This window comes from Halomonas aestuarii, from assembly GCF_001886615.1.
GTDB lineage: Bacteria > Pseudomonadota > Gammaproteobacteria > Pseudomonadales > Halomonadaceae > Halomonas > Halomonas aestuarii.
In genome coordinates, this window is the sequence record NZ_CP018139.1 from 1,152,972 (window position 1) to 1,174,109 (window position 21,138).

The 21,138-nt window shown below is 67.2% G+C and carries 18 protein-coding genes; 6 read left to right on the top strand and 12 right to left on the bottom strand.

The features are described 5' to 3' along the window. Positions 1–33 precede the first annotated feature (33 nt). The 5 genes from nhaD to BOX17_RS05240 all read left to right on the top strand — a co-directional run bounded on the left by nhaD (position 34) and on the right by BOX17_RS05240 (position 7,228). Positions 34–1,458 (top strand): sodium:proton antiporter NhaD, encoded by a 1,425-nt coding sequence (nhaD, locus tag BOX17_RS05220; RefSeq protein WP_425268705.1) that lies wholly within the window; start codon positions 34–36, stop codon positions 1,456–1,458. Between the two features lie 383 nt (positions 1,459–1,841). Beyond that, on the top strand, positions 1,842–2,288 hold the full coding sequence (locus tag BOX17_RS05225; protein WP_244272236.1) for a hypothetical protein: 447 nt from the start codon (positions 1,842–1,844) through the stop codon (positions 2,286–2,288). A gap of 76 nt (positions 2,289–2,364) precedes the next feature. Continuing rightward, positions 2,365–3,480 (top strand): hypothetical protein, encoded by a 1,116-nt coding sequence (locus tag BOX17_RS05230; protein WP_244272238.1) that lies wholly within the window; start codon positions 2,365–2,367, stop codon positions 3,478–3,480. Between the two features lie 32 nt (positions 3,481–3,512). After that, positions 3,513–6,338 (top strand): bifunctional diguanylate cyclase/phosphodiesterase, encoded by a 2,826-nt coding sequence (locus BOX17_RS05235; protein WP_071942424.1) that lies wholly within the window; start codon positions 3,513–3,515, stop codon positions 6,336–6,338. 77 nt (positions 6,339–6,415) lie between these two features. Then, the gene (locus BOX17_RS05240) at positions 6,416–7,228 is read left to right on the top strand and encodes a PEP-CTERM/exosortase system-associated acyltransferase (RefSeq protein WP_071942426.1); all 813 of its coding nucleotides are present in this window, start codon (positions 6,416–6,418) and stop codon (positions 7,226–7,228) included. Here BOX17_RS05240 and BOX17_RS05245 read toward each other — a convergent pair. The 9 genes from BOX17_RS05245 to BOX17_RS05285 all read right to left on the bottom strand — a co-directional run bounded on the left by BOX17_RS05245 (position 7,150) and on the right by BOX17_RS05285 (position 17,148). Continuing rightward, positions 7,150–8,256, bottom strand: coding sequence for a DUF3541 domain-containing protein (locus BOX17_RS05245; RefSeq protein ID WP_244272240.1), 1,107 nt, complete (start codon positions 8,254–8,256; stop codon positions 7,150–7,152). The genes BOX17_RS05240 and BOX17_RS05245 overlap by 79 nt on opposite strands. A 59-nt stretch (positions 8,257–8,315) precedes the next feature. Continuing rightward, positions 8,316–9,083 (bottom strand): trimeric intracellular cation channel family protein, encoded by a 768-nt coding sequence (locus BOX17_RS05250; RefSeq protein WP_071942428.1) that lies wholly within the window; start codon positions 9,081–9,083, stop codon positions 8,316–8,318. A gap of 89 nt (positions 9,084–9,172) precedes the next feature. Further along, the gene (locus tag BOX17_RS05255) at positions 9,173–9,658 is read right to left on the bottom strand and encodes a GNAT family N-acetyltransferase (RefSeq protein ID WP_244272242.1); all 486 of its coding nucleotides are present in this window, start codon (positions 9,656–9,658) and stop codon (positions 9,173–9,175) included. After that, positions 9,651–10,829 carry a cell division protein ZapE gene (gene zapE / locus BOX17_RS05260; protein WP_071942431.1) on the bottom strand — a complete coding sequence of 393 codons (1,179 nt, stop codon included), beginning with the start codon at positions 10,827–10,829 and terminating at the stop codon, positions 9,651–9,653. Before zapE ends, BOX17_RS05255 begins: the two co-directional genes overlap by 8 nt. 95 nt (positions 10,830–10,924) lie before the next feature. Further along, the gene (gene astB, locus BOX17_RS05265) at positions 10,925–12,283 is read right to left on the bottom strand and encodes an N-succinylarginine dihydrolase (protein ID WP_071942433.1); all 1,359 of its coding nucleotides are present in this window, start codon (positions 12,281–12,283) and stop codon (positions 10,925–10,927) included. A gap of 8 nt (positions 12,284–12,291) precedes the next feature. After that, a complete protein-coding gene (astD, locus tag BOX17_RS05270) occupies positions 12,292–13,761 on the bottom strand; it encodes a succinylglutamate-semialdehyde dehydrogenase (RefSeq protein ID WP_071942435.1) in 1,470 nt (489 codons plus the stop codon). After that, positions 13,761–14,807, bottom strand: a complete 1,047-nt coding sequence (gene astA / locus BOX17_RS05275; RefSeq protein WP_071942437.1) for an arginine N-succinyltransferase — start codon at positions 14,805–14,807, stop codon at positions 13,761–13,763. The genes astD and astA overlap by 1 nt, the downstream gene beginning before the upstream one ends. Next, complete coding sequence (locus BOX17_RS05280; protein WP_071942439.1) at positions 14,807–15,883, bottom strand: arginine N-succinyltransferase; 1,077 nt, start codon at positions 15,881–15,883, stop codon at positions 14,807–14,809. The genes astA and BOX17_RS05280 overlap by 1 nt, the downstream gene beginning before the upstream one ends. A 50-nt stretch (positions 15,884–15,933) precedes the next feature. Further along, the gene (locus BOX17_RS05285; RefSeq protein WP_071942441.1) at positions 15,934–17,148 is read right to left on the bottom strand and encodes an aspartate aminotransferase family protein; all 1,215 of its coding nucleotides are present in this window, start codon (positions 17,146–17,148) and stop codon (positions 15,934–15,936) included. A gap of 177 nt (positions 17,149–17,325) precedes the next feature. Between BOX17_RS05285 and BOX17_RS05290 the strand changes: the two genes are divergently transcribed. Continuing rightward, positions 17,326–17,943: a class I SAM-dependent methyltransferase gene (locus tag BOX17_RS05290; RefSeq protein ID WP_071942443.1), complete on the top strand. Its 618-nt coding sequence runs from the start codon at positions 17,326–17,328 to the stop codon at positions 17,941–17,943. Here BOX17_RS05290 and BOX17_RS05295 read toward each other — a convergent pair whose 3' ends face one another. Genes BOX17_RS05295 through fabV form a run of 3 tightly spaced genes read right to left on the bottom strand, consistent with a single transcriptional unit; the run spans position 17,944 to position 21,047 of the window. Beyond that, complete coding sequence (locus BOX17_RS05295) at positions 17,944–18,855, bottom strand: DMT family transporter (RefSeq protein ID WP_071942445.1); 912 nt, start codon at positions 18,853–18,855, stop codon at positions 17,944–17,946. A gap of 23 nt (positions 18,856–18,878) precedes the next feature. Beyond that, positions 18,879–19,799: a GlxA family transcriptional regulator gene (locus tag BOX17_RS05300; protein WP_071946669.1), complete on the bottom strand. Its 921-nt coding sequence runs from the start codon at positions 19,797–19,799 to the stop codon at positions 18,879–18,881. Positions 19,800–19,838: 39 nt separating this feature from the next. Beyond that, a complete protein-coding gene (fabV, locus tag BOX17_RS05305; RefSeq protein WP_071942447.1) occupies positions 19,839–21,047 on the bottom strand; it encodes an enoyl-ACP reductase FabV in 1,209 nt (402 codons plus the stop codon). Positions 21,048–21,138 lie beyond the last annotated feature (91 nt).

Below are 21,138 nucleotides of genomic sequence, written 5' to 3' on the forward strand. Positions count from 1 at the left end.
CATTGGCCACGGCACCTTGCCCGGTGGCCGGGCATGTTCATGCTTGCCCTCATTGCCTTTCTCGTCAGCGGCCCGGCAGTGGCCGTCACCGGCGAGCTCGACCTGACCGGCTCCTTCGTGGGCCTGCTCGCCGTCGCCATCTTCGTGCTCGCCTACGCCCTGGTCATGGCCGAAGAGAAGATCCACATGCGCAAGTCGAAGCCGGTCCTGGTCGCGGCCGGCATCATCTGGGCGCTGATCGGCTGGGTCTACGTGAAGGCGGGCATGCCGGCGGAGTCCGAGCACGCCTTCCGCACCACGCTGCTCGAGTTCACCGAGCTGATGCTGTTCCTGCTGGTGGCGATGACCTACATCAACGCCATGGACGAGCGTCGGGTGTTCGATGCCCTGCGTTCCTGGATGGTCCGCAAGGGCTTCAGCTACCGCTCCCTGTTCTGGATCACCGGCGTGCTGGCCTTCGTCATCTCGCCGGTCGCCGACAACCTGACCACCGCCCTGCTGATGTGTGCCGTGGTGACCAAGGTCGCCGAGGGCGACAAGCGCTTCATCAACCTGGCCTGCATCAACATCGTGGTGGCCGCCAACGCCGGCGGCGCCTTCAGTCCCTTCGGCGACATCACCACCCTGATGGTCTGGCAGGCCGGCATCGTCCAGTTCTATGAGTTCTTCGAGTTGCTGATCCCCTCGCTGATCAACTTCCTGATCCCGGCCGTGGTGATGAGCATCTTCATCAAGAACCGCAAGCCCGACAGCCTGGAAGAGGACGTCTGGCTCAAGCGCGGCGCCCGCCGCATCATCTTACTGTTCCTGCTCACCGTTGCCACTGCCGTGGCCTGCCACACCCTGCTGCACCTGCCACCGGTCCTGGGCATGATGACGGGCCTGGGCTACCTGCAGTTCTTCGGCTACTACCTGCGCCGGACCCTCCCGCGCTCCATCGAGCGCAAGCGCACTATCTACAGCCAGCGCGGCGACTGGAAGAAGCTCGAGAGCCTGGGCAGCGTGGTGCCCTTCGATGTCTTCAACCGCGTGGCCCGCGCCGAGTGGGACACCCTGCTGTTCTTCTACGGGGTCGTGATGTGCGTCGGGGGCCTGGGCTTCATGGGTTACCTCGGCCTGCTCTCCGAGGCGCTTTACACCGGCTGGAACGCCACCGGCGCCAACATCACCCTCGGGGTGATCTCGGCCGTCGTCGACAACATCCCGGTGATGTTCGCCGTGCTGACCATGGAACCCGAAATGTCCCATGGTCACTGGCTGCTGATCACCCTGACGGCTGGCGTCGGCGGCAGCCTGCTCTCCATCGGCTCGGCGGCCGGCGTCGCCCTGATGGGCCAGGCCCGCGGCAGCTACACCTTCATGGGCCACCTGCGCTGGAGCCCGGTGATCGCGCTGGGCTACATCGCCAGCGTGGCAGCCCACATGTGGCTCAATGCTGAGAGCTTCCACGTCTTCTGAGCGCCATCCCTCCCTCCCGGCGGCTCCCTTGCCGCCGGGAATTTCACCTCGCGTTGATACTCTCGCCTGTAAATTTCCTTAAATTGATGTAGCGTATAAGAATGGTAAGTGTCGGCGTGGCACGGTGGTGATCCTGATGCCTATCGGGTGACCTTACTAGGCCATGCATCCGGCACGATAATGATAAAGCCCGGCTGGGCAGCAGGGAGAAGGCGTCATCAACTCATACACACATCAAGTGCGGGCCTTGCCTGCATGGTGCATGAACCTGGCGTTCATCAGACAACGGGAACACACCCGCCGATGCGATCGTACGTTCTGACCCACCGCATCGCGGTGGTGACCACCACTGCCGATGCCCGCCAGCCCCGGAGGCACGCCCCGTGGCGCGCCTGACCGCCCTGGCACTGGCGACCCTGGTGCTGCTGACCGGCCTGTCGCTGTCCGGGACACCGGCCCGTGCCCAGGAGGATGCGGTCCTGCTGGTGGCGAACCCGGACGTCACGACCAGACGACTGACGCGCGACACCACCCGCGCCATCTTCGCCATGCGGCAACGCACCTGGCCAGATGGTCAGGCCGTGCGGGTGTTCGTGCTCGACAACAACCACCCCGTGCATGCGCGCTTCGCCAAGGAACAGCTGTCCGTCTACCCGCATCAGCTGCAGCTGGCGTGGGATCGCATGGTGTTCTCGGGAACCGGGCAGGCCCCCAACCGGGTTCGCGACCAGGAGGAGATGCGCAACCGCGTCGCCAATACTCCCGGTGCCTTGGGATATCTTGAAAGGGAGTACCTGGATGATAGCGTCCAAGTCATTTCGATGGACTGATCCTAGCTCCATTGCTGCCATGGCCGCCGCCGTGGCCTTGGGCATGTCCGCTCAGGCCCGCAGCGACGAGGGCGTAATGGATACCCTCCAGGTGCATGGCTTCATGAGCCAGGCGCTGGTCATCACCGATGAGAACAACTTCTTCGGCCCCAGCAGCGAGGGAGGGGGAAGTTACAAGTTCACCGAGATCGGCGCCAACGCCTCGCTGCGGCCCCACGAGGATGTGCTGCTGGCCGCCCAGGTGCTGAGCCGCCGTGCAGGCGGGGACGGGAGTGATGCCAGCCCGAAGCTGGACTACGGGCTCATCGATTACCAGATGCTGTCAAACCAGAAGCGCACCTTCGGGATTCAGGTCGGCCGCTTCAAGAACCCGTTTGGCTTCTACAACCAGACCCGTGATGTGGCCTTCACGCGCCCCAGCATCCTGCTGCCCCAGTCCATCTACTTCGACCGTACCCGATCACTGGGCTTGGCAGGCGACGGCGTCAGCCTCTATCACGAGGAAAGGCTGTCGAACGGAGTGATAAGAACGCAGGTTGGTTTTGGACAAGCGCAGGCAGGTGATGACCTCAGGCGCACCCTCCGCCTGGATAATGTTCCTGGGTCCCTTGATCCAAAACAATCAGCCATCGGCCAGGTTCGCTATGAGCATGATGGCGGTCGTATTGTTGCAGCTCTGAGTGCCGCACAGGCAAAGGCGAAGTTCGACTCGAATACGCCTCTGCAATCCGACATAACCTTCCGTTTTCGTCCCGTCATACTTTCACTTCAGTACAACGAGGAACTATGGAGCCTTACCGGTGAGTTCGCTCTAAGGCCCACAGAACTGGGGGGTATAGACAACCCCTGGGTCAACGATATCACCGGGGAAAGCTGGTATCTGCAATACACCCGACGCTTCCTGGATGATTGGCAATGGCTGATTCGTTACGACAGCCTGACCAGCAACAGGGATGACAGGTCAGGAAAACAGATTGAAGAATTTACCAATGGCATGGTGCCCTCTTATTCACAGTTCGCCGACGACATCACCTTAGGGCTGCAATGGACACCGCATCCAAGGGTAATGCTGGCCGGAGAATATCACCATGTCGATGGCACAGGATGGCTCCCCGTCGAGGATAATCCGGACCCGTCCGAGACCAGGCGCCGCTGGAACATGTTCCTGTTCCAGCTCTCGTTGCGCTTCTGACGACTCGATGCCCTGGCCTGGACTCCCCCGAGATGACACTCCCTCCGTCACTACGGTCGCGTCATAGACTCAGCCTCACCTGGCGAGTCATTGCCCTGAGCAGCCTGCTGCTGGTCGGGCTCGTGGTGCTGTTCACCTGGCTGGGCCACAATAACCTGACCCGCCAGTTCCAGGAGAGCCGTAGCGAACACCATCAGCGCCAGCAGCGCGAGATACGCCTGGCCCTTGAGCGCTCGGCGGAGAACCTCCGACAGCTGGCGGGACTGGCAGCGGCCTCGCCACGCCTGGGGCCGCCCCTCGCATCGGGCAATGAGCCGGAGATCGAGGCGGCGCTGGCCTCCCAATGGCCGACCCTGCAGCTCGAGGCCGGCATCGACGAGATACTGGTGGTGGATATCCATGGACGGACGATGGGCCGCTGGGGTTCCGGCCAGCATGAGACCAGGCTGCCGATCCAGGCCTGGGTACAACGGGTCATGGACACCGAGGTCCCCATCACGACACTGCGCTGCACGATGGACTGCCAGCAGTATGCGGCCGTTCCGGTGCTGATGAATGGCGAGAGCGTCGGCCTGGTCGTGCTCTCCCGCTCGCTGGCCGACGTGACCCGACAGGCCAGGGAGGTCTCCAATGCCGAAGTGGCACTGCTGGTGACGGGCTCTCGCCATAACGGCAATCTCCCCGACGAACGCCAGCTGGACGCCTGGAACGGTTATCTCCTGGCCCTGACGCGCCAGGAGGAGAGCCTGCCGTTGCTGCAACGAGCCGCCGGGCTTGGGCCGATCAGCTCCCTGCTGCAAGCCCCTTTGCAGTTGCATGAACAAGGCCAGCACATCGAGCTGAGTGCCGTCCGCATGGACGAGGATGCCGACCGTCGAAGCACCGGCTACTTCCTGCTGATCTCGGATATCACGGCCCAGATAAGGGCCATCAACGAGGACACGCGAACCCTGCTGGGGGTGGGCCTGGCAGGCTGGATCGCCGCGGAGCTGATGCTGCTGCTGATCCTGCTGCGCCCCATGGCACGTCTACGGCGGATCGCCGGCTTGCTGCCGACGCTGGCCAATGGGGGATTCGAGGATATCCGAGCCGCGATCCCCGCCGTCCGCCGTCGACTGTCCGACGAGATCGACGTCCTGGAAGGCACGACGCTGGAACTCTCTCACCAACTCGAGCGGCTGGAGGAAGAGGTCCAGGCACGCGGTGACCAGCTGGCGGCACGAATCGAGGAACTTGCCCAGGAAAGGGACTTCGTCAACAGCCTGCTGGATACCGCCCGGGTCTTCATCATCGCCCAGGACAGCCGTGGACGCATCAGCCTGGTCAACGACTACACCCGCGCGATGCTGGACCTGGACGACTCCTCCCTGCTGGGTCGCCACTTCGTGGACGTGTTCAAGGCGGGCAGCCCTTCTCTGGTCGGCGCCTTCGACAAGGCCCATCAGGAGGAGCGGACCCTCGAGACGCCGGACCAGCGTCTCCATACCATCGCCTGGTACCATGCCCCGCTGCCGCCCGGCAGCGATGGCAGCATGTCGCGGATCTCGGTGGGGCTCGACATCACCGAACGCAAGGCCGCGGAGGCACGCCTGACCTGGCTGGCCGAACGCGACCCCCTGACCGAGCTCTACAACCGACGTTTCTTCCAGGATGCCCTGCAGAAGTCCCTGGGGCGAGAGTCACGCGGCGCCGTGCTGCTGCTGGACCTGGACCAGTTCAAGGAGGTCAACGAGCTCAGCGGCCACCATATCGGCGACCGCCTGCTGCAGAAGGTGGCCGAGACACTCCTGCTGAACCTGGGCCATCGCGGCGTCATCGCGCGCCTGGGGGGCGACGAGTTCTCGTTGTTGCTGGAGAACGCGGACGAGGACCAGGCGGTACAGGTGGCTCAGCATATCGACCAGTTGCTCGACAACCTCGGTTTCACGGCGGCTGGCCGGCGGCACCGGGTCACCGCGAGCATCGGCATTGCCCTGTTTCCCACACACGGCTTGACGCCCGCTGATCTCATGGCCAGCGCCGACATGGCGATGTACAAGGCCAAGGAAAGCGGCAGCCAGCACTGGCATCTGCTGTCTACCACCGAGAACGCCAAGAGCGAGTTGCAGGAGCGGGTATACTGGGTCGAGCGCGTGCGCAGCGCCCTGGAAGAGGACAGCTTCGAGCTGATGGTCCAGCCGATCATGAGGCTCGAGGATCGCGACGTGAAGCACTATGAAATACTGTTGCGCATGCGCGATACCGACGGCAGCCTGGTGTCTCCCTCCTATTTCATCCCGATCGCGGAGCGCAGCGGCCAGATCGTGCAGGTCGATCGCTGGGTGCTGCGCCACAGCCTGCGGATCCTCCATCAATTGCAGGACAGGGGTATAAGCCTGGCGGTCAACCTGTCCGGCCAGTCCCTCCATGACGAGGGGCTGAAGCAGTACCTGGCCGACGAACTGGCCGACAGCGGTGCCGATCCGCACTACCTGATCCTCGAGGTCACCGAGACGGCCGCCGTCACCGACTTCTCGACCGCCCGCGGCGTGCTGCAGGCACTACGCGACCTGGGCTGCCGCACGGCCCTGGACGACTTCGGCGTGGGCTTCAGCAGCTTCCACTACCTGGGACAACTGCCGGTGGACTACATCAAGATCGATGGCTCCTTCATCCGCAGCCTGCCGATCAGTCCCGAGAGCCGCGTCATCGTCCAGGCCATTGCCGATATCGCTGCCGGCTTCGGGAAGCAGGCAATTGCCGAGTTTGTCGATCAGGAAGCCCTGCTGCCGATACTGAAGTCCTATGGCATCACCTATGGCCAAGGGTTTCATCTCGGACGCCCCATTCCGATCCACGAAACAATCAAAATCGACTAATGTATATTCCGATGTCCATACCCCCGACCAATGCACTGCTTCGTGTTGAGTCACAGCTTGATAAAGGAAAGCCACATATGGATACACCCTCGGAGAAGCCTCAGAAAAGGACATCAGCTGCCGATCTCTTCGATGCTTTTATCAAGGACTTTTCTTTCGAAGTTGCTCGAAGCGATGCCGAAAAACACCGGATATTCAAGCTTAGGCACGAGGTCTACTGCCAGGAGATAGGCTACCACCCCCCCGGAATTTCTTCGAAAGGAGAAGAGGTTGATTCTCATGACTCTCATTCAATTCACTGCCTGATCGAGCATAAAAAATCCGGAATCGCCGCAGGGTGCCTCAGACTTGTGTTGCCGGCCCCCAGGAGCGAGGGGAGAAACCATCGACTGCCACTTCAGGATTACGGCGAAGGGAGTTTAACGCATGAACTCCTTCACCCTGCCAAGCTTCCCTACGAAAGCATCTGTGAAATATCTCGGTTTGCGATCGCCAGACCATTCCGACACAAGCCCATCAAGCACGAAATACTGGATTCCGAGAATCCCTCATACCAGTTTACAGCTGAAGAAAAAAAGACATTCCCCCTGATCATCGTGGCTCTGTTTCTTGCCACATATGCCTTGGTGGGTCTAACGAAAAAACGTCATGTTTTCGCCATGATGGAGTCCAGGCTTCCAAGGCTTCTCTCCATGTCGGGGTTCAACTTCACGCGAGTGGGAGAAAGCATTGAGATGCATGGCACCCGAAGTGCATTTTATATCGACCACACGAAAGCCGAGAAGGAAATGCATGAAGACTTGATGCCGCTCTACCTGCATATCCGCAGGGAGCTGGCCATCCAGCTCGAAGACATGCCGATGCGGGAGGCCAGGGTTTCCTGCCCCTGAAGCCGGGAAAGCTTCGGCCCCGGGTATAGCCTGTCCGGCCAGTCCAGCAGCATGATGGCCAGCACGTTACGGTGCTCTCCCCTGGCCAGGTTCGTGCCTCCCTGCTCAGAGGGCACCATCCGCGCCACCGGATCGTAGGCCTCGAGCAGCGCATCGCGCAGACGCCTCACGGCCGGATGCTCCTCCTCCCCGGCCAGCAGGAAACTGATCCCCACCTCCGTGTAGATGTCCTCCTTGGTGTCGACCAGGATGCGCTCCAGCCCGGCGGCGAACTGGTCCAGCACCCAGCGGAAGTTCTCGGCCTCCACGGGCTTCTGGTAATAGTCGCTGGCGGCAATCACGAAGTGGGTCATGCCGTAGATCTTGTTGCGATACTCGGCCGTGGAGAGCCGCGGATCACGCGCCGGGGGATACTGTCGACGGAAGGCTGCCGTGGCCTCCTCCCTCAGATCGGCGACCCCCAGGTCCTCGAGGTAATACACCAGGTTGGCGACCTGGGCGGCGTAGACCGCCATCACCTCGGGATCGAGCACGAAGGTGCGGAAATCGACGCCTGCCAGGTAGTCCAGCGCCCGGTGATAGCCGGGCAGGTCAGCCTCGTTCAGCAAGCCGTGATATTTCGCCTGGGTCAGGTCGAAGGCCAGGCCCTTCGCATAGGCGATCTCGCCCCACTCGCCCAGCATCCGCTTGCGGCGACGCTGCTTCGCGCTGCCTTCCGGATAGGCCGCCACCTGCTCCCGGGCCCGTCGCGCGGCATGGTCGGGGTCGGCCAGGGCATCGATCTCCTCGCGCAGATCACTCACCAGCTGCCGTCCATAGGCGCGGTTGAGGGGCAGGTAACGTTCCTCGCCGGTCAGCCGATAGAGCCGCTGCGCATAGTGTCGCTGCTTGCTCAGGGGCAGGTCGGGCAGGGCCTCCTCGTAACGCTCCTGGATCGACCGGGCCACGTCGCGGTAGCCGAGCGCCTGGTCGCGCGTCGGCAGGGCGCATCCGCCAAGCGCCAGCAGCGCCGCAAGCAGCCAGACCATGAGCCTCGTGGACGACCGGAGTGACCGCCGGCTGGCACGCATTCCCGGCATGGCCATGCTCATTTTGGCCTGCCTCCCCGACGGGCGCGGCCGGGCGTGATCATCCTCACCCGCGCCTTGGTTCGCTTCGGGGGCATCGCCGCTGCCTCGGCCTGGCTGCCCTCGCCCTTCCTGACCTGGTCAGGGGCCTCGGGCGCCTGCGGGGGCTGGACCACCACCCAGGCGAATACCGGCAGGGTCAGCTGCCAGTAGATGGCCGAGAGCCGCAGCCCCAGGGTGACCCCCAGCCCCGTGGCGATGGATATCCCCAGCGGCGCGGAGAGGGCCTCGAGGCCGACGAAGGCCATGCCGCCGGCGATGGAGGCGGTGGCATACACCTCGCGCCGGAGCACCATGGGTACCCGACGCGCCAGCACGTCTCGGACCATCCCGCCGGCCACCCCGGTGAGCATCCCCATGAGGACCGCCACCACCCCGGGCGCCTCCAGCATCAGGGCCTTGTGGGCCCCGATCACCGTGAACAGCGCCAGGCCGAAAGCATCGGCCACCGGCAGGAAGCCGCGCGAGAGGCGGTGGATATAGTGGAAGCCGAGGATCGACAGCCCCACGGTGACCAGGATCACCCAGAGATAGGTCGGATCCGTCACCCAGAATACCGGACGCACGCCCAGCACCAGGTCTCGCAGGGTGCCGCCGCCGATCCCGGTCACCGCCGCCAGCACCAGCATGCCGAAGGGGTCCATCCTCGAGCGGCAGGCCAGCACCACCCCCGAGAGGGCGAAGACGATCACCCCTGCCATGTCCAGCCAGTAGACCAGCCCTGTCACATCGTCACTCCCTTGTCTGCCGCCCGGCAGCATAGCGCATCACGCGGCCCTTTCGCCTCACTGGTGCCAGGATGCCGACCGTGCCAGATTCAGCTCCCTTGCAGGGGCAGGCGCCGGATCATGAGGGTCACCGTCTCGCCGTGATGGACCAGGGTCTCGTGGTCCTGCCAGCCGAGGCGGCGATAGAGCGCCTGCTGGTCCGGCGTGAAGAGATACAGCCGCCCGATGCGGTTCCCGGCGGCCTCCGCCTCGACTCGACGAACGAGCCCCGAGGCGATGCCCTGACCTCGCCATTCAGGAAGAACATAGACCGACGCCAGCCAGGGCGACAGGGCCGGCCGGGGATCGAGGTCATGGGCCACCAGGCTGGCGGTGCCGACGGGCCTGCCCAGCGCGAGGGCCAGGAACACCGAGGGGATGCCTGCCGGCCCGCACTCCCCGCGCAGGGCGGCACGTCGGGAGGCCAGTGTCTCGCCGGGGCTCAGGTGCGCCCACTCGGCATGCTGCCAGGCCGCGACCCGCGCCAGATGCGGCGAGTCGGCGCCCAACCGCACGATCTCGTGGTGATCAGCCACCCGGGCTCTCCCCATCGAGGTCACGACCGAAGCGCGCCAGCTGCATCTCCTGCAGCCGACTGAGGACCCGCCGGAACGGGAAGGCGAGGTAGCCGTGGGGATAGAGGTCGCCCATCGCCACCTCCGCCTCCAGGTAGAGCGGGATGCGCCGGTCATAGCACTCGTCGACCAGGGCGATGAAGCGCCGCACGCCGTCGTCATGGCGGGACAGTTCGGGGAAGTCACGCTCGCCGGCGTCGACCCGCGCCACCCCGTCCTCGGTACCCCGGGCGATGGGGGCCGACGCCTCGCGACGGCTCAGGCGAGGCACTTCGCTCAGCAGGACATGGTCGAAGCGGTCGCAGAGGGCGATGAAGTCCAGCGCCGCCAGTGGCTGCTCGCAGAGCTCGGCATAGCGGCACCAGAGCACCCCTTCGCTGCGCGCCACCACGGGGATCGAGCGATGTCCCAGCGCGATGGGGGCGTGGTCCTCGGGCCGGCCCTGGCGCAGCCGCGTGAAGACCTCATTCAGGGCGCTCGGATGGCCGGGACGCGAGACCCAGTAGCGCGGGTGGGCCCGACCGGGATGCAGGCGGTGGTCCTGGCCGCCGTCGAGCTCGACCACCCCCATGTGCCGCTCGATGGCCGCGATGGCGGGAAGGAAGCGCTCGCGGTTGAAGCCCTCGGCATAGAGCTGGTTCGGCGCCTGGTTCGAGGTGCAGACCAGCACCAGGCCGTGGTCGAACATCGCACGGAGCAGTCGACCGAGGATCATCGCATCGGCGATGTCGCTGACGAACAGCTCGTCGAGGCACAGCACGCGGACCTCGTCGGCCAGCTCCCGGGCCAGCGCCGTCAGCGGGTCGGCGGTGCCGGCCAGCTGGAACTGGCGGCGGTGCACCCAGCGCATGAAGTGGTGGAAGTGGAGGCGCCGCGAGGGCACGTCGAGGTGTCGATGGAAGAGGTCCATCAGCCAGGTCTTGCCTCGCCCGACCGGACCCCAGAGGTAGACCCCGGGGGCCGGCGGACGGGCAGCGCCCGGGGCCTCGCGCAACGAGTGGAAGCAGGCCTCCAGGCGCTCGATCGCCTGCCACTGGGCCTCGTCGTTGGCAAAGCCGGCCTGGTCCAGCGCTCGCCGATAGGCCGCCCGCGGCGACATCGCCTCACTCGTGCCGTCCGACACCCTCGCCATGCCTTCTCCCCCGTCCGGGATGCGCCTCCACGTGATGGGGCGCATCCTACAGGAGATGTCGTGGCCTTGCCCCGTGACGCCTCCCAACAGCGGGCTCAGCCCAGCTGGAAGGGATAGACGGCGCCGAGGGAGAGAATCCGCGTCAGCTCGTCCAGGGCGGTGAGGGTCTCGGCGGCGAGCTCGGGGTCGGCCAGGTCCTCGGGCGCCAGGCGGTCGCGGTAGTGGCGCTCGACCCAGGCGGTGAGATCGCCGTAGAGGCCGTCATCGAGCAGTACCCGGCCGGAAACGGCGGCACGCTCGGCATCGGACAGCGCCACCCGCAAGCGCAGGCAGGCGGGACCGCCGCCGTTGCGCATGCTCTGCTTGACGTCCTTGACCAGCACCTCGTTGATCGGGTTCGGGCCGGCGATCAGCAGGTCCTGGATGGTGCGCCACACCGCCTCGTTCTCCTGGCACTCGCCGGGCACCACCAGGGTCATCGAGCCATCCGGGTTGGAGAGCAGCTGCGAGTTGAACAGGTACGACCCCACGGCGTCCTCGAGGCTCACCGCCTCTTCCGGCACCCGCACCGGGATCAGCGGCGTGGCCATCCTGGCGCGAAGCGCGTCCAGGGTGCCCGCCTCGTCGCGGAAGGCCTTGGCGTGGTAGAGCAGCACCGGGCCGTTGCCCACCGCGATCACGTCGTTGTGGAACACGCCGGCGTCGATGGCGCCGGGGTGCTGCTGGGCGAATACCGTCTGCGCCTCCGTCAGGCCATGCTGGCGGGCCACGGCCTGGCTCGCCTCCAGGGTCTGGCGGGCCGGGTAGCGCGTCGGTTCGACGCCATCGCCGCCGAAGGCCTGGCGGCCGTAGACGAACAGGTGCACACCGACCTCACCGTGAGAGGCAGAGAGCCGGGTGTGGTTGGCCGCGCCCTCGTCGGAGAAGGCGGGCGTCGCCGGCAGCACCGGATGATGGGCGAAGTGGCCATCGTCGGCGAAGATCGACGCCAGCACCCGGCCGGTGGTCCGCGGTTCCAGGTAGCGGTGGAAGCTTGACTGCAGGTTGGCCGGGGTGAAGTGCACCCGGCCGTCCGGCGCATCGACGCTCGGGGTCACGGTGCCGGCATTGGCGGTCCACATGCTGGAGGCCGAACACACCGCGCGCAGGATCTGCGGGGCCTCACTGGCGGCGCGGGCGAGCACCTCGCCGTCGCTGCCGGTGAAACCCAGCGCGCGCAGGGCACCGAGGTCCGGGCGCTGCTGGGGCGGCAGCACGCCCTGGGCGTAGCCGGCGTCCATCAGCGACTTCATCTTGGCGAGTCCCTGCAGGGCGCCTTCCCGAGGGTTGGAGACCAGGCCGCCGTGGCTCATCGAGGCCACGTTGCCCATCGCCAGCCCGGAGTAGTTGTGGGTCGGACCCACCAGGCCATCGAAATTGACCTCGCGTACCGTCGGGTTCGGTACCTGGCTCATAGCGTCGCTCATAACACCACTCCCGGCGGCAGCTTCTCGGGCAGGCTCAGCGCCTCGCTCTCCATGGAAGCGACGGGATAGGCACAGTAGTCGGCCGCGTAATAGGCGCTTGGCCGGTGGTTGCCGCTCTCGCCCACGCCGCCGAAGGGCGCGTCGCCGGAGGCGCCGGTGGTCTGGCGGTTCCAGTTGACGATGCCGGCGCGGATCCGCAGCAGGAAGTCGTCCCAGTCGCTGCGCTCGCCGCCGATCAGCCCGGCCGAGAGGCCATAGCGGGTGTCGTTGGCCAGGCGCAGGGCCTCGTCCCAGCTGCCATAGCGGTAGACCTTGAGCAGCGGGCCGAAGTGCTCCTCGTCGGGGACCTCCAGGCCGGTGACGTCGATCAGGGCGGGGCTGAGCAGGCTGGTGCCGGCCTCCAGGCGCTCCATGCGCGCCAGCACCGTGCCGCCCCGCGCCTCCAGGTCGTCCTGGGCCTTCAGCAGGCCATCGGCCGCCGCCACGTTGGCCAGTCCGGCGTAGAAAGGGGCGGGATCGCTGAACTGGCCGGCCACCCGCAGCCGCGAGATGGCATCGGACAGGGCGTCCAGCAGGTGGTCGCCCACCTGGCCCTCGGGCACGATCAGCCGCCGGGCGCAGGTGCAGCGCTGGCCACCGGAGAGGAAGGCCGACTGCAGGATGGTCAGCACGGCGGCCTCCTGGTCGGGCACGTCCTTGACCACCAGCGGGTTGTTGCCGCCGAGTTCCAGGGCCAGGATCTTGTCGAACTGGTCGGCGAACTGGCGATGCAGGATGCCGCCCACCCGGGCGCTGCCGGTGAACAGCAGGCCGTCGATGCCGGGATCGGCGGACAGCGCCTGGCCCGTCGCGGCGGCCCCCTGGACGAGGTTGATCACCCCGTCGGGCAGCCCCGCCTCCTGCCAGCACTGCAGGGTGAGGTCGGCGGTCAGCGGGGTCTGCTCGCTGGGCTTGAACACCACGGTGTTGCCGGCCAGCAGCGCCGGCACCATGTGGCCGTTGGGCAGGTGGCCGGGGAAGTTGTAGGGGCCGAACACCGCCATCACGCCGTGGGGCCGGTGGCGCAGCACGGCGGTGGTGTCACCCACGTCGCGGCTGCGCTCGCCGGTGCGCTCCTGGTAGGCACGGATGGAGATGGCCACCTTGCCGATCATCGCGCCGACCTCGGTGCGCGCCTCCCAGAGGGGCTTGCCGGTCTCGTGGGCGATGGCCAGGGCCAGGTCCTCGCGGTGCTGCTCCAGCACCTCGCGGAAGCGCTCCACCAGGGCCTGACGCTCGGCGAAGGGCGTGCGGGCCCAGGCCGGGAAGGCCTCCCGGGCCCCCACCACGGCGGCGCCCACCTGGGCCTCGTCGGCCGCCCGGCCTTCCCAGAGGCGCTCGTCGGACACCGGATCGTGCTTGCCGAAGGCCTCGCCTTCGCCCTCGTGCCAGGTGCCACCGATCAGCAGCTGCTGTCTTGCCTTCATCACGCCTCCTCCTCGGTATCCAGTATGCGCAGGGTGTCGCCGGCGGCAACCTCCAGCCGACGCGCCTCGGCCTCGTCGAGGGTCACCACGCCCTCCTCGTCGGGGCCTCGGCCCAGCCAGGCAGCACGGAAGCCGGCCATCCCGGTGGTGGCCGCCAGCCAGCGCGGGCGGGGCGACTGCTCGAGCGACCCCGCTTTCACCTCCACCCGGCAGCGCCGCGACAGCCTCACGCCGCGCACGTCGTCGATATAGGCCTCGACGGTGGGCCCGCCGTCGAAGATGTCGATGTAGCCCTCCCAGCGCAGCCCCTGCTTCTTGAGCATGGCCAGCGCCGGGCGGGTGTGTTCGTGGACCTGGCCGATGCACGCCCGCGCCTCGTCGGAGAGGAAGGGGGTGTAGATCGGGAACTTGGGCATCAGCTCGCCGATGAAGCTCTTCTGGCCGAGCCCGGTGAGCTTGTCCGCCTCGTCGAAGGCGAGCGGGAAGAAGTGGCTGCCCAGGCACTCCCAGAAGGGGCTCCGTCCGCGCTCGTCGAAGACGCCGCGCATCTCGGCCAGCACCTTGTCGGGGAATCGGTCACGGAACTCCGCCATGAACAGCCAGCGCATCATCGACAGCAGCGCGCCGTTGCGCTGGTGTCGACGGTCGCCGCCGCGGTACTCGGGCCTCAGGAACAGCGAGGCCACCTCGGCGTCGCCGGTGTGGTCGGAGCTCAGGAACAGGGTGTCGATGGTGCGGTGCAGGTCGAGCTGAACCGAGGAGTGCGCCAGGGTGCCCAGGCGATAGTGGTAGAAGGGCGTCTCACGCCCCACCTGGCCCTCGATGGCGCAGCACCCGGCCAGCCGGCCGGTCTCCTCGTCTTCCAGCACGAAGAAGTAGAGGCGCTGGTCCACCGGCGTGCGCTCCTCGAAGGCGCTCACAGTCGAGGCGATCCGGGCGGCCAGGAAGTCGCGGTTGTCGGGCAGCGAGGTGAAGCCCACGCCGGTCTCTCGGGCCAGGGCCTGCAGTTCGTCGATGTCGGTCTCGACGATCGGTCTCATGCGCATCACAGCTCTCCCTCGTCATACCCCGGTTCGTGCTCGTCCCCCAGTCCCGGCAGCGCCAGGGGCGCGGCCAGCACGGCGCGCCCCTCCTCCACCCCGAGCAGTTCGGCATGCTCGGGGGAGAGCATCAGCTGGCCGGTGGGCGACAGGGCATAGCGCGCCACCACGCAGCGGAAGTCCGCCAGCCGCTGGTTGGCGACCATGGCCGGCTCGGCATCGGGCAGGGCATGGGCCGGGCGGATGCGCACCGGGTGCCAGGCGGCGCGTCGGAAGCTCGCCAGGCGCTCGCGCTCGCCCTTGATCACCGGACCGGCATCGAAGATGTCGACGTGGCGCGAGCGCAGGAAACCCTCGCCCAGCATCTCGCTCATCGCCGACTCGTGGTCGGGATGCTCTCGGCCGATGGCGGCGCGGGCCTGGGGCGTGAGCAGCGCCAGGTAGAGCGGGAACTGCGGCATCACCTCGGCGACGAAGCTCTTCGAGCGCACCCCAGCGAAGTAGTTGATCTCCTGGTAGTCGCGCACGAAGAAGTGGCGACCCACGCTGTTCCAGAACGGCGATTCGCCCTGCTCGTCCAGGTAGCCGGGGAAGGCCATGGCGAGGATCTCGGCGAAGCGCTCCGGATACTGGCTGATGAACATCAGCCGCGCCCGGCGCAGCAAGCTCTCCGCGCTGGTGCCCTTGTAGCGGGCATCCAGCGACAGCGCACACAGCAGGGTCGCCTCGGAGACCTCATGGGAGAGCGCCAGGGTCGGCACCTCGCGACGCACGTCGAGCTGCTGGGAGGCGTGGATCAGCGTCTCCTGGCGATAGGTGTAGTAGGCCTCGCGGGCGCCGGCCTGGGCGCGGATGGTGGCGGTGCCGGCCACCTCGCCGCGCTCCAGGTCCTCGAGCACGAAGATGTAGTGCTCGTCGCCGGGCGCCTCGACCTCACCGGCGAAGGCGCGCTGGGAACGGGCGATGCGCTCCTCCAGGCGGTCGCGGTGGGCCGGCAGGTTGGTCAGGCGCGGCGTGGCGCTGCCGGCCAGCCGCTCCAGGGACGGCAGGTCCGCCGAGCGGACGGGACGTATGACCAGCATGGCAGGGTCTCCGGAAGGGGATGAGTCGTCGCGCATGGACAGGCCGGGGCTCACTGCCCCGCCACCATCCGCGCCACCGCCCGCTCGAGGCGCGCCATGCCCTCGCGGATGTCCTCCTCGGGGATCACCAGCGAGGGGGCCATGCGCAGCACGTTGGGCCCGGCGATCAGCGCCATCAGGCCCTCGTCGATGGCCAGCGGCAGGATCTCCTTGGCGCGGCCCTCATACTCGGGGGACATCTGGGCGCCCATCAGCATGCCCATGCCGCGGATCTCCTGGAACACGCCGTACTTGCGGTTGATCGCCTCGAGGTGCTCGCGGAAGAGGTCATGGCGACGCTTCACGCCCTGGAGCACCTCGGGGGTGTCGATGTACTCGACGGCGGCCAACGCCACGGCAGAGGCCAGGGCGTTGCCGCCGTAGGTGGAGCCGTGGGTGCCGATGCCCATCGCCGGGGCGATGGCGTCGGTGGTCAGCATGGCGCCGACCGGGAAGCCGCCGCCCAGCGACTTGGCGCTGCTCAGGATGTCCGGGGTCACGCCGTATTCCATGTAGGCGTAGAGTGAGCCGCTGCGGCCGACGCCGGTCTGCACCTCGTCGAAGATCAACAGGGCCTGGTGCTCGTCGCACAGCGCCCGCAGGCCCTCGAGGAACTCCTGGGTGGCTGGCACGATGCCGCCCTCGCCCTGCATCGGCTCGACCATCACCGCGCAGGTATCGTCGCCCATCAGCTCCCGCACGGCCTCGAGGTCGTTGAACTCGGCATGCAGGATGCCGCCCGGCACAGGCCCGAAGCCCTGGGAGTACTTGGGCTGGCCGCCGACGCTGACGGTGAAGAAGGTGCGGCCGTGGAACGACTGGCGGAAGGAGATGATCTTGTCCTTGTGCTCGCCGTGCTCGTTGTAGGCCCAGCGACGCGCCAGCTTGAGCGCCGCCTCGTTGGCCTCGCCGCCGGAGGAGCAGAGGAACACCTTGTCGGCGAAGGTGCGCTCAACCAGCGCCCGGGCGAGCTTCAGGGCCGGCTCGTTGGTGTAGACGTTGGCCAGGTGCCAGAGCTTGTCGGCCTGATCCTTGAGGGCATCGACCAGCACCGGGTGGCAGTGGCCGAGGGCGTTGACGGCGATGCCGCCGGCGAAGTCGATGTACTCCTTGCCCGACTGATCCCACAAGCGACTCCCCTCTCCACGCACCGGAATCGCCTTCTGGGGGGCATAGTTGGGCACCATGTACTGGTCGAAGTCGGCGCGGGTCGGGGTCTGGCTCATGTGGCTCTCCATTCTCGGAATGACGGATCTTCAGTCACTCGAGTATAGGGAGGGCCGGATAGGGAAGCTTTCAGCAATGGGACGGCGAGTTGTGTAAAAGGCAGCCGGGGCCATGGCGCCCCCACGGCCGAGCCGGGATGGGGTAGGCTGAAGGGACGCGTCCACCGGGAGCCTCTCATGTTCAACACCACGGCCTGGAACCGCATCCGCTACGGGCTCTACGCGCCGGTCTACGACCTGGTGGCCGAGCGCGCCTTTCGCGACGCTCGCCGCCGGGCCCTGGACCAGGTGACCTGGCGCCCGGGCATGCGCGTGCTGCTGGTCGGGGCCGGCACCGGGCTCGACCTGCCCTGGCTGCCCCGGGATGTCGAGCTCCAGGCCACCGACCTGTCGCCGGCCATGGTCCGGCGCCTCGAGCGCCGCGCCGAGCGCCTCGGCAGGGACGTCCTGGCGGAGGCCATGGATGCCGAGCGCCTCCTCTACCCCGACGATCACTTCGACGTCGTGGTGATGCACCTGATCCTGGCGGTGATGCCCGACCCGGCCAGGGGCCTGGCCGAGGCCCACCGGGTGCTGAAGGAAGACGGCCAGCTCTGCGTGATGGACAAGTTCCAGGCCGACGACCGCCCGGCGGGCCTGGCGCGTCGCGGCCTCAACGCCTTCACCTCGGCCATCGCCACGGATATCACCCGCCAGGCCTCGCCGCTGCTGGAACAGGCCGGCTTTGTCATCGAGCAGGACACGCCGGTGATGATGGGCTCGCTGTTTCGCGCCCTGCTGGCCCGGCCCGCCTGATCAGGACGAGGGGCCGGGGGCGCGCTCCCGCCGAGACGGTGGCGAAAGCGTGCACCAGACCCCGCCGATCACCACCAGGCTGCCGACGACCTGCACCGCGAGGATGGTGTCGCCGAGCCACCACCAGGCCCCGAGCATGGTGAACACCGGCAGCAGGTTGAGGTAGATCGCGGCCCGGGTCGGGCCGATGTCGGCCAGGGCGTTGTTGTAGAGCAGCAGCGCCACCACCGAGGGGAAGATCCCGAGATAGCCGAGCCCGGCCAGTTCGGCCGAGGAGAGCCGCGGCAGCACCTGCCAGGCGCCCTCCAGCAGGGCGATGGGCGCCAGGGCCAGGTTGGCGATGACGAGCATCGCCAGCAGCCCGCCGTAGCGGGGGAAGCGCGCCATGTGCTCCTTGACCATCAGCGAGTAGCCCACCCAGACCAGCACCGCCAGCCCCATGATCAGGTCCCCCGGGTTGACCCCGCCGGGCACCAGCTCAACCCGTTTCCCGGCGGTGATCACCAGCACGGCCCCGCCCAGGGAGACCACCACGCCGACCCACTGCAGGGGACGGAAGCGCTCGCCCAGCAGCAGCACGCTGAGCAGCAGGGTGGCGACCGGGATCAGGCTCTCGATGATGGCGACATTGGTCGGCGAGGTGAACTTAAGCGCCGCGTAGATCAGCGCATTGAAGAAGGCCACTCCGGAGAGGGCGAGGCCCAGCAGCGGTCGCCAGTGGCGACGGAACACCGGCCAGCCCTGGCGCGCCTGGTGCCAGCCCAGCGGCAGCATGACCACCAGCGCGATGGCCACCCGGCCCATCGAGATGGTGAAGGGCGGCAGGTCCTCCAGCGCCTTGCCGACCAGGATGTTGCCGGAAAAGATTGCCACCACCAGCAGCAGGAAGAGGTGGGGTCTCAGGGGTCTCATCGCACCTCCATGGCGTGGCGGGGTCAGGTCATCCGCTCCTCGCGGGGGGTGATGCCGAAGTGGTTGCGGTAGGCGGTGGAGAAGTGGGCCGCCGAGGAGAAGCCCGTCAACAGGGCGATCTCGCCGGCGGGATGGTCGCTCTCGCGCAGCAGGCGACGCGCCCGCTGCAGGCGCAGGTCCAGGTAGTAGCGGCTGGGCACCGCCTGCAGGTACTTCTTGAACAGGCGCTCGAGCTGGCGCCGCGAGATGCCCAGGTGCTCGGCCAGCTCGTGGGTGGTCAGGGGCTCCTCGATGTTGGCCTCCATCAGCGCCACCGCCTCGGCCAGGCTCTCCGGCGCATGGCCCAGGCGAGCCCGCAGCGGCACGTGCTGGGGCTCGTCACCCATGCGGATGCGCTCCAGCACGAAGTGTTCGGAGATGCGCTCGGCCAGCCGGGGGCCGTGCTGGCTGCCCACCAGGGTCATCATCATGTCCATGGCCGCGGTGCCGCCGCCGCAGGTCAGCCGGTCGCGGTCGATCTCGAACAGCTGGCGCGACAGCAGGACCCGGGGGAAGGCGTCGGCGACGGCGTCGAAACGCTGCCAGGGCAGCGTTGCCCGGTAGCCGTCCAGCACCCCGGCCCGGGCCAGCACCTCGGTCCCCCCGCCGATGCCCCCCAGCAGCACTCCGCCCCCGGCCAGCCGACGCAGCCAGTCGACCAGGGCCTCGGGAACGCGACCGGAGAGCGGTCCCGGGGCGCACACCAGCAGCAGGTCCAGCGGGTCATCCACCTCGCCGATCCCGGCCTGGGGCACGAGAGCCTGCTGGGAGGCGCTCGTCACGGGGCCGGACGCGGTGGCGAAGGTGGTGAGGCGATAAAGGGGGCGCCCTTCCAGCCGATTGGCCACGAACAGCGGCTCGGTGGCACAGGCCTCGGCCAGCAGGGAGAAACCGGGCAGCACCACCACACCGACATGCCGCGTCAGTGACGTCACACGAGGGGCCTACAGGTTCACGACATCGAAGTCGGCCACCGGATTCACGTCGGCGTCGTAGTCCACGTCGTCGCGCTCGAAGCCGAACAGCTTCAGGAACTCGTGCTTGTAGCCGGCGTAATCGGTGATCTCGAAGAGGTTCTCGGTGGTCACCTGGGGCCACAGGTCCTGGCAGGCCTGCTGGACGTCGTCGCGCAACTCCCAGTCGTCCAGGCGCAGGCGGCCGGCCTCGTCGGTCTCGGCGCTGCCCTGCCCTTCACCAAGGTACAGCCGCTCGCCGAAGAGCCGGTTGAGCTGGTCGATGGTGCCCTCGTGCAGGCCCTTCTCCTTCATCACCCGATAGACCATGGCGATGTAGAGCGGCATGACCGGGATAGCGGCACTCGCCTGGGTGACCACCGACTTGAGCACCGCCACGTTGGCCCCGCCGCCGCTGGCCGCGAGGCGCTTGTCGATCTCGCCAGCGGCGCGATCCAGGTCCTCCTTGGCCTTGCCCAGGGCGCCGTGCCAGTAGATCGGCCAGGTGATCTCGGTGCCGATGTAGCTGAAGGCCACGCTGCGGGCGCCCGGCGCCAGCACGCCGGCGCGGTCCAGGGCATCGATCCACAGCTCCCAGTCCTCGCCGCCCATCACCGCCTTGGTATCCTCTATCTCCTGCTCGGTGGCGGGCTCGACCTCGGCCTCGATGATGGTGTCCTTGTTGGTGTCGATGGCGGTGGCCCGGTAGGTCTCGCCGATCGGCTTGAGGCTGGAGCGCTTGAGCTCGCCGCTGTCGGGCAGCTTGCGCACCGGCGAGGCCAGCGAGTAGACCACGAGATCCACCTGGCCGAGGTCCTGCTGGATCAGCTCGATGGCCTTCTCGCGCGCCTCGTGGGAGAAGGCGTCGCCGTTGATCGACTTGCTGTAGAGGCCCTCCGCCTTGGCGAACCTGTCGAAGGCGGCGCTGTTGTACCAGCCGGCCGTGCCGGGCTTCTTCTCGGTGCCGGGCTTCTCGAAGAACACGCCCAGGGTGTCGGCACCATAGCCGAAGGCCGCGGTGACGCGGGCCGCCAGGCCATAGCCGCTGGAGGCGCCGATCACCAGCACCTTCTTCGGGCCGCTGGCCTTGTCCAGGCCCCGCGCGCGGGTCGCCTCGATCTGCTCGAGCACGTTCTGCTCGCAGCCGACGGGATGAGTAGTAGTGCAGATGAAACCGCGGACCTTGGGCTTGATGATCACGACAGACCTCGTTGTTGGCTGATGGACACGACGGCTGGCCACGACCGCCGCTGTCGAAGTGAGTGACACGACCGCGGGGATCGTGTCGGCA